The organism is Pseudocolwellia sp. G5-9, assembly GCF_055808995.1.
Genome location: NZ_CM147893.1, coordinates 4286420 through 4299438, shown reverse-complemented (window position 1 = coordinate 4299438; position 13019 = coordinate 4286420). Strand labels below are relative to the sequence as shown.

Below are 13019 nucleotides of genomic sequence, written 5' to 3'. Positions count from 1 at the left end.
CTGTAGCATTACTTATAAAGCGCTTTATGACATTCAGATAAAATAGAAAGAGCAATAGACTCAGGTAACTGCCCACCAATATCTAAACCAATAGGGCTTGATAACGGTTTAGCTAAACTTTCTATTTTCAAATTTTCATTATCTAATATACGCTCTCTACGATGTATTGGGCCTAACAAACCAACATAAGTAGCACTGCTTTGTTGAGCCACTTTTAATGCTTCACCATCCATCAAAATATTATGAGTCATGATCACAACCGCATCGACACTATTTAATATATTAGGTTGTTCTAACAAAGCACTTGCGGGTTCTTTAATAATACAATCAGCATAAGGAAAATGAGCTTGTCTCGCATAAGCAGAACGCTTATCCACTATTGTTATTTGCCAGCCCATAGTATGAGCTATTTCAACTACGGGATAAGCATCAACTCCACCACCAAAAATCATAATATGCGGCGAAGGTAAAATAGGTGTGTATAACCAAATAGAGTCACCTTCAATTAAAACAGCTTTTGATGAGTAATTATTTGTTTGGCTATTAAATTTATTAATATGTGCTTCAATAGCCGGATGTTCAGTTATTAATGCAGTGGTATCGCAATAAACACTCGATTGCGGCGTACCTTCAACAATTTGTTGAGCGTGCCATAACGTTTTTCTTTCTTTTACTTGTTGAGTTAACTCAGCTAACCCTAAGTAGTTATTTTGAGTATGAATAGGTTGTAGTAAAATTTTAACTAATCCACCGCAACCAATGCCTAGTTGCCAACCAATATCGTCTTCATCGGTCATGTCGTAAATAACAATTTTAGCTTGCTGAGTATCCATAACCTTTCGTGCATGACGCATAAGATCTGACTCTAAACAGCCTCCGCTTAATAAACCATATTGCTCACCCAAATCACCAAAAAACATCATGGCGCCCGGTTTACGGTATGAGGATCCTTTAATTTCAAAAATAGTACCTAAAACCCATTGCTGTTGATCTCGTTTTGGGTGCCATAAACTAAGTAGAGTAGAAAGTTGGTTATTTTTAGTATTCATGAATTGGACAATAGAAGAGTTTTATCGATTTTAGTGAGAGGGAATTTATCACAGCATAATCACCAGCACAAAGGTATATACCCAAACCACCTCAAGATGCTCGTTTCAGGACGACTGAGCGAATCATGATCAAGGCGCATTTTTTTATTAATGGTCGCTTCCTTAAAAACAGATGGAACGATAATCATGGTTTGCTCAGCCGTCCCTAAAAGGCTGGTTTATAAACGTTTTATGCAGCGTTATTGATTTCGACAAGGGAGTTAACCATCCTCTTCAATCAATGCCTTGCCTAAAGACGTTTCTAATTCCAGCTGAATCCTGCATCTTGAAGTGGTTTGGGTATACCTACTTATTTACAAAGAACTCATTTACACTTACTTAAGCGATAAACTTATTCTTAGTATGCATTTTTTATTAGGAAATTTTTAAGTACAACGATCAGTTTTACTTGAACAGATCAACATGCTCTTTAACTTTAGCATTTAAATCAGCCTGCCATTGTGGAGGCATTTCAGTATTCACTTTATTTAAAATTAAGGTCGCTAATTGTTTATCTTGCGGTTCAGTAATCAGTTCTATCGATGTTTTTGCCCATAAATAGGTTTTAGCTAAAAGCTTACCTTTTTTATCGGTATTATCTTCTTCAAACGTTTTTAAATATAAGGCTGATGTGGGTAAATAAGCTTTTTTAAATCCTCTACTGGCAGATTTTTCATACCAGTATAAAGCATCTTTTATACTTATTTCTCTTTGAATCCCCCTATCGTAATATTGTGCTACGTAATAAGCTGCTTCAGCACTATGTTTATTGGCGGCATCTTGAAATACTTGAAAAGCTAAAGAAATATTTTTTTCTACATATTGCCCATTAAAGTACCATTTACCTAAACTAGTCATCGCACTTACAGCACCGCTATTAGCGGCCTGAACACAAAGAGCTAATCCTTTTTCTTTATTTAGCGGAACATATTCTCCGGCCAAATACAATTCACCTGCTTGGCAAGCTGCAGAAGCGATTCCTGATTTATAGGCTGCTTCATACCAAACTAAAGCTTGCTTTTTATCCCCTATAATCCCTTGTAAATAACAATCTCCAAGCTCTTGTTGAGCCATAGGGATACCATTATTCGCAGCTTTGTTATACCAATAACAAGCTTCCTTTATATTGGCGGGTTTACCCCATCCATTTTTAAGCAATAAAGCTAAAGAGAACTGGGCTAAACCGTTATCTTTATCTGCATATATTTTATATTCATTAAAAGCGGGTAAATATTGTTTTTCAGCCAAAAGCTTATTAGCTTTACTAAGAGATCCAGACCAATCGTCTACCTCATTAGCTATAACTAAACTCATAGGCTGTAGAATAATAAATAAAAAAAGGCAACTTAATAGTTGCCTTAGTTTTATATAAAGGTCTAGTTGCGAGATGGGAAAATACCTTGTAAAGCAATTAACCAAGTTACCGCTAAATAAGGATTTTGCACACTAAAAGCTTGGCTGCCCCCATTATTAGAAACGGTATTGGTTGCCGTACTATCTACAGCAATATTTAACGTTAAATCTACAGCACTGGTACTCATATCAACACTTGGTGCAGCAGAACTGTATATATTTTCTCTTCTTGGGCTATTCGCTAACACATTACCCGTTGGAGTATTTGTTGTAGCATTACCCGCAAGCGCTCTAAGTATTGCTGAGCTTCCACTGGTATCTGCAGTACTCACAACATTTGTAGTCACTACATGGTTATGCGATGGCATATTCGCTATAGATAAAGTTACAGTAGGTGAGCCACCTCTTTGTCCAACATTATAATTAGGTAATCCCGGACCGTTACCACTACCTATAGCTGAGCGACCTCTTAGATCAGGTAGACCAAAGGTTGTTCTGCCATCACCACCATACATTGTCCCCAACAATGAGAAGAGTGCTGAATTCTGTGCAATAGATAATAATTGCCCTTCAGCTTTGGCCCAGGTTCTTATCGTAAAATTACCAGCAAAAACACACATACTGCCAAGGTATGCATCTGTCGAACAAGCCATTGCCTTAGAAGGTAAAATAGAGGTAACGAGTAGCGCGCTTAATATTTTAATAGTTTGTTTAAGTTTCATTTTTATACCCTTAGTTATTTTTTAGTAAAGTATTTACGGACTAATAAGCCCAATGAACCAGTCAAAAACAACAATATAGTGGCTGGAATAGGAACAGAAACAGGAGCACCAAGTTTAGTAATTTCTTTTATGTAAATAAAGGCAGTTGAATCAGCTGAAAAAGTGCCTCCATCAAATTCTTCCCCATCCATTTTTAAAAAGCCATCAAAACTATACATGCCGCCAGCTAATAGTGTTACGTCAAAATCAAACAATCCTGAATCACTTATGGCTGCTCCAGAAGTTGGTAACGCAATTCCATTTTTCTCGTCACCAAGAGTATCAGAGGTTACGTCTGAGAAAAAAAGTTCGCCTGCGGTATCTTCTAATACAATTTCAGAATCCACATAAGCATCAGCGCCATCTGCATCAACAGTATTTGAAAAATCGATACCAAAGCTGATCATGTAATCATCTACACCTGAGGAATTAGCTAAATCAAAATTAAAACTAAAAAAGAAGTCTCCCATAAAATCAAAAGCGTCTCCCATAGCGACTGCACTTGCACCAACACCATCTCCGGTCATAGAGAACAAACCACCTTGTGGATTGGCGCCGGCAGGCGTTACATCTGTAATAATTGTTGTTGATGTTGTTCCACCTAATACACTTTTTATTTCACCACTTTGAGAACCCGTACCAGAAAATGGTAGTGAAGTTGTATCAAATTCGGCAAAGCCCGAAATAGTAATGTCTGGGGTAATTAAAGCGGCGTGTGATAATTGTGTCGACATCACAAAGATGCCAGTAATCAGTGAAGATTTAAACGGTATATTCATATTTAATCCTTAAAATTTTTGAGTAATAATTATTATGTTTTTATAAGACTTATCAGAATTGTATACAAAACCTGCATAAATAAAGCCAAAAAAAATTTAATTAATAAAATGAGTTAATTAAAGGACAGGTCGCACCAGAAAAAGGAATGAAGTGTAAAGAAAACAGACAGTTATTACAGTTGAAAAAATAAAGCTAACAAGTACCTAAAGAAAAAATTGCGGTGGGTAATACCCATTTTAACCAATAAAATGGGTAGGATTGTATTATATTTCTATTTTTGAATAATAGCTAAACTCGGTAAATTTTCTTTCATGCCTAACGCTTGTTTAACCATTAATTGCTTTACGGGTTTGATATTATCAAACAAGGTCATCCCTAACCCACGCACCACTTGGGTTATTGGGTTTTGTGGGGTAAATACCTGTTTAATCGATTCCATTGCAGCAACCATTTCTACAGCTTCAGACTTTCTCCAGCGTGAATATTGATTTAATACGGTAGCCTTAGCCCATTGAGTTTGTTCAGGTTGCGCTGTGTGTTTTTGTTTCTCAATTTGTTCGCTAATAACTTGTGCTAATGAGGCGGCGTCAAGTAATCCAAGATTTACACCTTGTCCTGCTAACGGGTGAATAGTATGTGCAGCATCTCCCACTAAAACGACTCTATCTTGTGTAAAACTTTGCGACATTCGCATAGATAAAGGATATGAAAACGTTTTGCTGGTTAAAGTAATATTACCAAGCTTACCATCACTAGCGGCTGTTAACTCTTTCGAAAAATCTTCTGTAGATAAAGCCATTAACCTTTCAGCCTCTTCAGGTGAAGTAGACCAAACAATAGAACATAATTTTTCATCAAATAAAGGTAAAAACGCTAACGGCCCTGTAGGTAAAAACACCTGCCATGCTGTATTTTGGTGGCCTTGTTCGCATTGCACTGTAGCGACAATAGCGTGATGGTCGTAATCTCTGAAGGTTATAGGCATATCCATTTGTTTTCTTACCCAAGAATTAGCACCATCAGCACCTACAACTAATTTAGCAGTAATAGGCATTTGTGTAGCAAAACTTGCAAACACTTCGCTATCGCCCATGCCTATATTGGTAATATTTTCATCCGTAAAAAAAGTAATGCCGCTGTCTTGCTGAGCTTTATTCCACAATGCGAGACGCACTACTGAATTTTCGATAATCCAGCCCAATTGTTCTACATCGCTAGCCCCTAATATTCCAGCAACATCATTTGTTGAAAACAACAACTTGCCATAGCCAGCTTTATCCCAAACATGCATGTGCTGATAAGGTTGAAGTCGTTGTTCAACAATGTTTGGCCAAACATCTAGCTGCTCAAAAATTTGCTGACTTGCCATATTAATAGCGCTAACTCGCACGCTAGGTTCGTCTGTTATTGCAGATAAAGGTGTTTTGTCAGCAATGGCAACGGTTAATCTTGTTGTTTTTCTAATAGCAAGGGCGAGGGTTAATCCCACCATCCCTGCACCGACAATCAAGATATCAAATTTTTGCATGATGTTTTTTCACTTAAATAAATTGAAATGAGCTAAATAAAATAAAGCTAATAGCCCATCGTTTTATTAACAAAGGTGTTTTTAATAACGGGCACGTAATTTAGCACTTTCAAACCAATATTTCTGCCAACAACAAGCGGAAATAAATCGTTTGAAAAAAGTGTGACTAAAGAATCTGTGAGCTTAATTATGTGACGATGGTCTTTTTTACGTGCTAGCGCATACTCGGTTAATCGATTAAACGAACCAATATCCTCTTGCTGACTTAACGCTTGTTTTAATGTTTTAGCTAATATTTGTACGTCGCGTAAACCTAAATTAAACCCTTGCCCAGCAATAGGGTGAATAGTGTGCGAAGCATTACCAATAAGTACCATTCGGTGGTGTATCTGCGCTTGAGCTTGCACTAACGATAAAGGATAAATGTGGCGCGTCCCTACTTTTTCTATACTACCTAACCAACTACCAAACGAGCGCTCTAAGGTGATTTTAAATTCCTCGTCAGTTAATAGTTTCATTTCATCAGCTTGCTCTGGTGTTAATGTCCAAACTAACGAACACCGAGAATTTTCATTCGCTACATTAACCATAGGCAACATGGCAATAGGCCCGTTTTCGGTAAATCGCTCAAACGCTACGCCATGATGAGGTTGCTTAGTAGATACATTGGTAATCAAGGCTGATTGATTATAGTCAGTACGATCGCACGCTATATTGGCAGATTGCCGACAAATTGAATTAGCGCCATCGCAACCAATAAGTAACGAAGCCGAGAGCTGAATTTGCGAGGTTAAAGTGATATCAACAGACTCAGATTTCCATTGAATTTGTTCAATAGAGTCTGGCGTAAACCAAGTTAAATGATGAGAATTTTTTTCTAGCGCTTGGTGTAATGCCAAACCTAACTTAGACATTTCAACAACATAACCTACGGCTGATACGCTATGTTTATCGGCAGTAATACGTGCTTTGCCGTAATAACCACGATCTGAAATATGAATATCTGTTATCGCTTGTGCATGTTCTTGTATAAGCGGCCAAGCTTCTATTTTTTTTAAATATTGAGCTGAAGCGTGAGATAAAGCCAACACCCTATCGTCGAATACTGACGTAGTGTTTTTAATCGATTGGCCTATTTTAGTTGCATCAGCAGCTTCAATAATCGCGATAGATAAAGGCTTATTATCTGATGTTTTAAGAGACAATAAACTGAGCGCCATTAAAGAACCCGATAAGCCGCCACCTGAAATAATGACATCAAAGTGCTGTTTAGTGCTGATATTTTCTGATGCTTGCATTTGTCTCTAACACTTGGTTATTTGTAGATTTTATTGAAAAAGTGTGGATTATGAATTTGCCATTAAGGCTTCAATTTGAGCAATCTCTTTTGGCGCATTAACAGTCAAATTTTCATATCCTGTTTCAGTTACTACAATATTATCTTCAATTCTCACTGCGATTCCACGCCACTTTTCTTCTACTGAAAGATCGTCTAACGGTATATATAAACCTGGCTCTATCGTCATTACCATGCCCGGTTCAAACTCGCGTGTTTGTTCGCGCTTATCATTGCTTTTATAGTCACCTACGTCGTGCACATCTAAACCTAACCAATGTCCTAGGCCATGAATAAAGTACTTTTTACAGGCTTTTTCTTTAATTAAAGTACTTAAATCGCCTTTTAATATACCTAAGTTATGTAAACCTTCGGTAAGAAAACCACAGGCCATATTATTTAAATGGGCTAAAGTACTTTCAGGCTTTATGGATTGAATAGAAATAAGTTGAGCGTCTAATACTAATTGATAAATCGCTTTTTGCTCGTTGGTAAAAACACCATTAATAGGAAATGTTCTTGTAATATCGGCAGCATAGCCAGCAAGTTCACCGCCAGCGTCAATGAGTAATAATTCGTTATTTTTTAACGTATCTGAATTTTCAGTGTAATGAAGAATATTACCGTTATCACCACCCGCAACTATAGTGGTATAAGCAGGAGCTTTAGCCCCATGAGATGCAAACTCATGTAAAATATCAGCTTCTATCTGATACTCAAACTTACCAACGGCTGATTGCTTCATAGCACGTTGATGAGCTACACCACTAATTTTATTAATTTTGCGCATCAGCTCAAGTTCAGCTTCGCTTTTAATTAATCTCATTTCGTGAATAATATTGCTGCAATCAATAATATTGGTAGGCGTTTTTTTACCTAAACGAGATTTAGCTTTTACTGCTTTAAGCCAACTAAGCACCTTAATTTCAAACGATTCACTTACCGGTTCAGCTGCGCCAATACAATAAAGTAAGCTCGATTTATCAGCCATATATTCAGGAATAAATTCATCTTGTTTATCAAGAGTAAAACACTCATCAATACCGTAAGCACTTACGGCTAGCTCTTGCCCTACTCTTCGTCCATGCCATACTTCTTGTAACGCATCTTTAGCACGAGAAAATAATACCACCCGATTTGTCTTTTCCTTTATAAGAACAAGTACCGCATCTGGCTCAGGAAACCCTGTTAAATAAAAGAAGTTTTTGTTTTGGCAAAAAGGATATTCAGTATCATTACTACGTGTTAATTCGATTGCAGCAGGAAATAAGGCCACACTGTTTTCAGGCATACTGGCAAAAAAGCGTTCACGACGAGCCGTAAATTCGCTTAAAGGTAATTCGGTACCGGATAAATGCGTTTGATTCATATAGGAGTCTTAGTGCGTTTTAATGCAAGGTTTCTTCTTTAGACGTGTTTTCTGGCGGAACACCTAGCTCAGTAAAACACAGTAACGCTGAAATTCGAACATATTCAGCAATTTCATAATAGGCTTGCTCTGTATCTTCGTCTTCTTCCATTTCGTCAGAAAGGTTAGCAATATCAACAAAGTCGTTCAGTACTTCTTGAACATCTTCAGACAATTTAGCTTTATTTTTTTGTTGTAAACCAAAACCTAAATTAAACCCTTGTACCCAATGGCCTAATCCGTTTGCTCTTTCCATAATACTGTCGTCGTCATCAGGCAACATAAGTTGAAAGCTGTAAGAGTCGTCTAAAATGTTTTGCCAAATATCACTAAACATAGCTTTAAGAGCAAGTTTAACGGCAGCAGGAAAGCCTTCACTGTTATTAAGCATGTCGTTAATAACAATAATATAATCTGAATCTTCGAAAATATAACCAGCTGACACTAAGCCAGTCATAACGCCATGTACTTCAGAAGCATGCATTTTAACATTTTCACTCGTTAATATGCCTTGAATTGTCGCAAAGTCGAGTGTTGTTTCATCAGTCATAAAATATTCATTTAATTAAGTAAGTTCACTGCTTAGTATCTTAACATTCGCGCTATTGTGATACTAGAGGATATACCCGTTATCATTCAAGATCCGGGCTGAAATAGCCTCTTGAGTGGTAACGGGTATAAAGCTAGGTTGCATCAAAGGTATAGCATGATTATAGTTTATAAGATCATTTTTAATAAGCTTAAATTTTAAATATAGGTATACTCTCCATGATCAGGGTAAGCAAAAATGGAAAAGCGAGAAACTAAACAATGAGCCCAAACACTCTAACAATTAACGTTGCGAATAAATCACTGAAAATCGCCTGCCCTGTTGGGGAAGAAAGCGCCTTACTTGCTGCTGCCCAAGAATTAAATTTACGTTTTACTAAAGCTAACGATAAAACCTGTGCAAACTCTTCTCTTGAGCAATCTATGTTGATGACGGCATTAAACTTAGCTTACGACTTATTAAAAACACAAGAAGCTGCAGAAAAAGAAAAGCTCGTATTAGAAAGCAAAATAGAACTTTTACAATCTACGATTGAACAAGCGTTGTCACCTACTGAAAAAGATCCAGCTTAATTAAACTCTTAAACATAAAAACTCTGATATATTTTTTATATTTTTGTATAAAAAATATTTAAAAAGTCCAAATAAACAACACTTAACACTCATTTACAATTAATGACTTAATACATTAACAAACTTTAGCTATACTAAAGATGTTTTCAGGGTGTTTGTATGTTGACTATGTCCCTGAGCCGATAAGTTTTAATTCAGGAAATTGATTAAACTCTATTGTGCAAGCCCGGCTCGTATCGGGAAGCCTACGGTTTTTATGATATTTCCGCCCTGAGCATCCGGTGTTCATGGGCTGAAGTTAGCTGCGGCATCCTGGAAACACTCATTTTACTTATACTCAATATCCCTGTACTTATTCTTTTCTTTTTAATTTACAATATTCCCTATTATTCATAAATATTCATTTAATAACTTCGTCTCTATGACTGTAACTAAAAAAACGTTAAACACACAAATTCAACCTGAGAATCAGTCAAATCAACCGATTGGAATATTCGATTCTGGTTTAGGTGGCTTGTCTATTTTCAAGTGTATTAAAGAACAGTTACCAAATGAGCAGCTTATTTATATTGCGGATTCTTTATATGCGCCTTATGGCGACAAGTCTGATGATGAAATTATTGAACGAGTTAATGTCATTGCTGATGCACTAATAAAAAAAGACTGCAAAGCAATTGTGATTGCTTGTAATACCGCAACAGTTATTGCTATTGATCAGTTAAGGTTACGTGTTTCTATTCCTATTATTGGTGTAGAACCTGCCATAAAACCCGCGGTAGCACTGAGTAAAAACATTGCTATATTAACGACACAGGCAACAGCTAAAAATAAGCGTTTTTTAGCTTTAGTTGATAAACACAAGTCAGACTCAAACGTACATATTCAACCTTGTCCAGGATTAGTTGAATTGATAGAGAACAACCAGCTCAATTCAAATAACTTTGAAATATTACTCAAAGATTATCTTTTAGAAGTCTTAAACAAAAATACAGATACTATTGTATTAGGCTGCACCCATTACCCCTTCTTTACAGATAAAATTAAATATTTAGTTGATAACCAAATCACCATAATGGAAACGGCTTTACCTGTTACTGAACAACTTAAGCGCCAACTGATTCAACATCAATTAATAGCTAATACCCACTGTTTTTCTAACAAACAGCTGCAATATCAATTTTTTAGTTCACAGGCTAACAGCGAATTAATCTCAATAATGTCTACGTTATTAAACACTCCTGTCAAGTTATCACCCTTTTAAATTTTTATAAATTTAAGACGTTTAGCCGTCTAGGCGTAAATAATTCTATGAAGTTAATCTGTAAACAGGTAAACTTAGCAAAAATTTTCACCCGATTAATACGTTATTTTCTTATAGTACGATTAAATTAAACGTAATTTATTTTTAGGTTTAATTAATAGAAATACGTAACCAATTAACTTATTGAGGTTTTATGTCTAAACACTTTTTCACTTCAGAGTCTGTATCTGAAGGCCATCCTGATAAAATTGCAGATCAAATATCTGATGCTGTACTTGACGCAATAATCACACAAGATAAACACGCTCGTGTTGCCTGTGAAACTATGGTTAAAACAGGTGTTGCTATCATCTCAGGTGAAGTATCAACAACTGCATGGGTTGATTTAGAAAGAATCACTCGTGACGTTATTAGTAGTATTGGCTACACGTCATCAGACGTTGGTTTTGACGGCGAAACCTGTGGCATTATGAATTTAATTGGCCAACAATCTCCAGAAATTGCTCAAGGTGTAGACCGCGCAAAACCTGAAGATCAAGGCGCTGGTGACCAAGGCTTAATGTTTGGTTACGCCACGAACGAAACAGAAACCTTAATGCCTGCAGCTTTATACTACTCTCACCGTTTAGTTGAGCGTCAAGCTGAAGCACGTAAATCAGGTGTTTTACCTTGGTTACGTCCAGATGCTAAATCTCAAGTAACTTTTATCTACGAAGATAATAAGCCAGTTTCGATTGATACCATTGTTTTATCAACTCAACATAACCCTGAAATTAAACAGGAAGATTTACACGATGCGGTAATGGAAAACATTATTAGACACGTGATTCCTGCTGAATTATTAACAAAAGACACTAAATATCATATTAACCCAACAGGTAAATTTGTGATTGGTGGTCCGGTTGGCGATTGTGGCTTAACAGGTCGTAAAATTATTGTTGATACCTATGGCGGCATGGCTCGTCACGGTGGTGGTGCATTCTCGGGTAAAGATCCATCAAAAGTAGACAGAAGCGCAGCTTACGCTGGTCGTTATGTTGCTAAAAACATCGTTGCTGCAGGTTTAGCTGACCGTTGTGAAATTCAAATTTCATACGCAATTGGTGTTGCAGAGCCTACTTCAATTTCAATCGATACTTTTGGTACTGGTAAAGTGCCTGAACAAAAACTAGTAGAATTAGTAAGAGAGCACTTTGACTTACGCCCTTACGGTATTACAAAAATGCTAGATTTGTTACACCCTATGTACCAACAAACAGCGGCTTACGGTCACTTTGGTAGAGAACCTTATGAAATGACAGTAGGTGACGATACCTTTACTGCATTTAGTTGGGAAAAAACAGACAAAGCTGAAGACTTACGTCGCTCTGCTGGTTTGTAATACTTCATTATTTTCTAAAAAGCTTTCAATATGAAAGCTTTTTTTATATCTATGACTTTATATTAAGATGATATGAGGATACCTTCTCTTTTCTCAGCTATTTCCTACAGTTCTTCATTGAAAAAAAGCCTTTTTGCCCCTATCTTGGTTACATCAATTATTTTTAGTTAAAGTAAATGAAAGTAATTACGTAAATTCACTGTCGAATACAGTACCTCTTGAGTATAAATATAAACATGCGAAACCCTAGAATTTATCAAAATACGCCTCTTAATATTGGCGAAACCGTTGACTTAAACGATGACGCTTTTGGTCATACCGTTCGTGTACTGCGTTTACAAAATGGCGATAGTGTCACTCTGTTTAATAGTATAAACCCGAGTGATGATAGCAGCCCTGCTAAATATGGCGACTATGAAGGTGAACTTGTTAATGTAAGCAAAAAAAGTGCTCAAGTGTTGATTAAAAGCTTTATCGAAAAGTCAGTAGAATCCCCTCTTAACATTCATCTTGGTCAAGGTGTTTCACGAGGTGACCGTATGGATTTTACCTTACAGAAATCAGTTGAGCTGGGCGTAAATACCATTACCCCACTTTTTACTGAACGATGTGGAGTAAAGCTTAACGGCGAACGATTACAAAAAAAAATAGATCAGTGGCAAAAAATAGTAGTTAGTGCATGTGAACAAAGTGGTCGTTGTGTTGTTCCTATTGTTAAGCCAGCTGTTCAATTAAATGAATGGTTAGCCCAAGAAACTTCAGCCTTAAAGCTAAATTTGCATCCCAAAGCTCAACACTCCATTATGAACTTACCCAATAATAATGACCGTGTGAGGTTATTAATTGGTCCTGAAGGTGGCTTGAATGATGATGAAATTACGCAAGCAAACGACTCAGGCTTTATTGATGTATTACTTGGGCCGCGTGTACTAAGAACAGAAACAGCAGCTTTAACAGCTATTACCGCTTTACAATGTCGTTACGGCGACATCAAATAAAGT

12 protein-coding genes and 1 other RNA gene are annotated in these 13019 nt (G+C 36.7%); 5 read left to right on the top strand and 8 right to left on the bottom strand.

What is annotated here, in order from left to right:
- Positions 1 to 8: 8 nt before the first annotated feature.
- The 8 genes from AC0L5Q_RS18760 to AC0L5Q_RS18725 form a co-directional block, all read right to left on the bottom strand.
- Positions 9 to 1049 (bottom strand): XdhC family protein, encoded by a 1041-nt coding sequence (locus tag AC0L5Q_RS18760; protein WP_473613072.1) that lies wholly within the window; start codon positions 1047 to 1049, stop codon positions 9 to 11.
- A 444-nt stretch (positions 1050 to 1493) separates the two neighbouring features.
- Complete coding sequence (locus AC0L5Q_RS18755) at positions 1494 to 2402, bottom strand: tetratricopeptide repeat protein (protein WP_473613071.1); 909 nt, start codon at positions 2400 to 2402, stop codon at positions 1494 to 1496.
- Between the two features lie 62 nt (positions 2403 to 2464).
- Positions 2465 to 3163, bottom strand: coding sequence for a phage tail protein (locus AC0L5Q_RS18750; RefSeq protein ID WP_473613070.1), 699 nt, complete (start codon positions 3161 to 3163; stop codon positions 2465 to 2467).
- 14 nt (positions 3164 to 3177) lie between these two features.
- Positions 3178 to 3981 (bottom strand): hypothetical protein, encoded by an 804-nt coding sequence (locus tag AC0L5Q_RS18745; RefSeq protein ID WP_473613069.1) that lies wholly within the window; start codon positions 3979 to 3981, stop codon positions 3178 to 3180.
- 272 nt (positions 3982 to 4253) lie between these two features.
- Positions 4254 to 5510: a UbiH/UbiF/VisC/COQ6 family ubiquinone biosynthesis hydroxylase gene (locus AC0L5Q_RS18740; RefSeq protein ID WP_473613068.1), complete on the bottom strand. Its 1257-nt coding sequence runs from the start codon at positions 5508 to 5510 to the stop codon at positions 4254 to 4256.
- A 47-nt stretch (positions 5511 to 5557) separates the two neighbouring features.
- Positions 5558 to 6808: a 2-octaprenyl-6-methoxyphenyl hydroxylase gene (gene ubiH / locus AC0L5Q_RS18735; protein WP_473613067.1), complete on the bottom strand. Its 1251-nt coding sequence runs from the start codon at positions 6806 to 6808 to the stop codon at positions 5558 to 5560.
- Positions 6809 to 6856: 48 nt separating this feature from the next.
- On the bottom strand, positions 6857 to 8215 hold the full coding sequence (gene pepP, locus AC0L5Q_RS18730; protein ID WP_473613066.1) for a Xaa-Pro aminopeptidase: 1359 nt from the start codon (positions 8213 to 8215) through the stop codon (positions 6857 to 6859).
- A gap of 19 nt (positions 8216 to 8234) precedes the next feature.
- Entirely contained in the window at positions 8235 to 8804 is a 570-nt protein-coding gene (locus AC0L5Q_RS18725) for a UPF0149 family protein (protein ID WP_473613065.1), read from the bottom strand.
- A 260-nt stretch (positions 8805 to 9064) separates the two neighbouring features.
- Between AC0L5Q_RS18725 and AC0L5Q_RS18720 the strand changes: the two genes are divergently transcribed.
- The 5 genes from AC0L5Q_RS18720 to rsmE all read left to right on the top strand — a co-directional run bounded on the left by AC0L5Q_RS18720 (position 9065) and on the right by rsmE (position 13016).
- Positions 9065 to 9376, top strand: a complete 312-nt coding sequence (locus AC0L5Q_RS18720; RefSeq protein WP_473613064.1) for a cell division protein ZapA — start codon at positions 9065 to 9067, stop codon at positions 9374 to 9376.
- A 140-nt stretch (positions 9377 to 9516) separates the two neighbouring features.
- Positions 9517 to 9699, top strand: a non-coding RNA gene (gene ssrS / locus AC0L5Q_RS18715) — 6S RNA.
- Positions 9700 to 9797: 98 nt separating this feature from the next.
- A complete protein-coding gene (gene murI, locus AC0L5Q_RS18710; RefSeq protein ID WP_473613063.1) occupies positions 9798 to 10637 on the top strand; it encodes a glutamate racemase in 840 nt (279 codons plus the stop codon).
- A gap of 193 nt (positions 10638 to 10830) precedes the next feature.
- Positions 10831 to 12018 carry a methionine adenosyltransferase gene (gene metK, locus AC0L5Q_RS18705; RefSeq protein WP_473613062.1) on the top strand — a complete coding sequence of 396 codons (1188 nt, stop codon included), beginning with the start codon at positions 10831 to 10833 and terminating at the stop codon, positions 12016 to 12018.
- Positions 12019 to 12254: 236 nt separating this feature from the next.
- Positions 12255 to 13016 (top strand): 16S rRNA (uracil(1498)-N(3))-methyltransferase, encoded by a 762-nt coding sequence (gene rsmE / locus AC0L5Q_RS18700; protein ID WP_473613061.1) that lies wholly within the window; start codon positions 12255 to 12257, stop codon positions 13014 to 13016.
- Positions 13017 to 13019: the final 3 nt, after the last annotated feature.

Coding starts and splice junctions, on each gene's coding strand:
- metK (WP_473613062.1), top strand. CDS start 10,831: ATGTCTAAACACTTTTTCACTTCAGAGTCTGTATCTGAAGGCCATCCT.
- AC0L5Q_RS18720 (WP_473613064.1), top strand. CDS start 9,065: ATGAGCCCAAACACTCTAACAATTAACGTTGCGAATAAATCACTGAAA.
- murI (WP_473613063.1), top strand. CDS start 9,798: ATGACTGTAACTAAAAAAACGTTAAACACACAAATTCAACCTGAGAAT.
- AC0L5Q_RS18760 (WP_473613072.1), bottom strand. CDS start 1,049: ATGAATACTAAAAATAACCAACTTTCTACTCTACTTAGTTTATGGCAC.
- rsmE (WP_473613061.1), top strand. CDS start 12,255: ATGCGAAACCCTAGAATTTATCAAAATACGCCTCTTAATATTGGCGAA.
- ubiH (WP_473613067.1), bottom strand. CDS start 6,808: ATGCAAGCATCAGAAAATATCAGCACTAAACAGCACTTTGATGTCATT.
- AC0L5Q_RS18725 (WP_473613065.1), bottom strand. CDS start 8,804: ATGACTGATGAAACAACACTCGACTTTGCGACAATTCAAGGCATATTA.
- AC0L5Q_RS18755 (WP_473613071.1), bottom strand. CDS start 2,402: ATGAGTTTAGTTATAGCTAATGAGGTAGACGATTGGTCTGGATCTCTT.
- AC0L5Q_RS18740 (WP_473613068.1), bottom strand. CDS start 5,510: ATGCAAAAATTTGATATCTTGATTGTCGGTGCAGGGATGGTGGGATTA.
- AC0L5Q_RS18745 (WP_473613069.1), bottom strand. CDS start 3,981: ATGAATATACCGTTTAAATCTTCACTGATTACTGGCATCTTTGTGATG.
- AC0L5Q_RS18750 (WP_473613070.1), bottom strand. CDS start 3,163: ATGAAACTTAAACAAACTATTAAAATATTAAGCGCGCTACTCGTTACC.
- pepP (WP_473613066.1), bottom strand. CDS start 8,215: ATGAATCAAACGCATTTATCCGGTACCGAATTACCTTTAAGCGAATTT.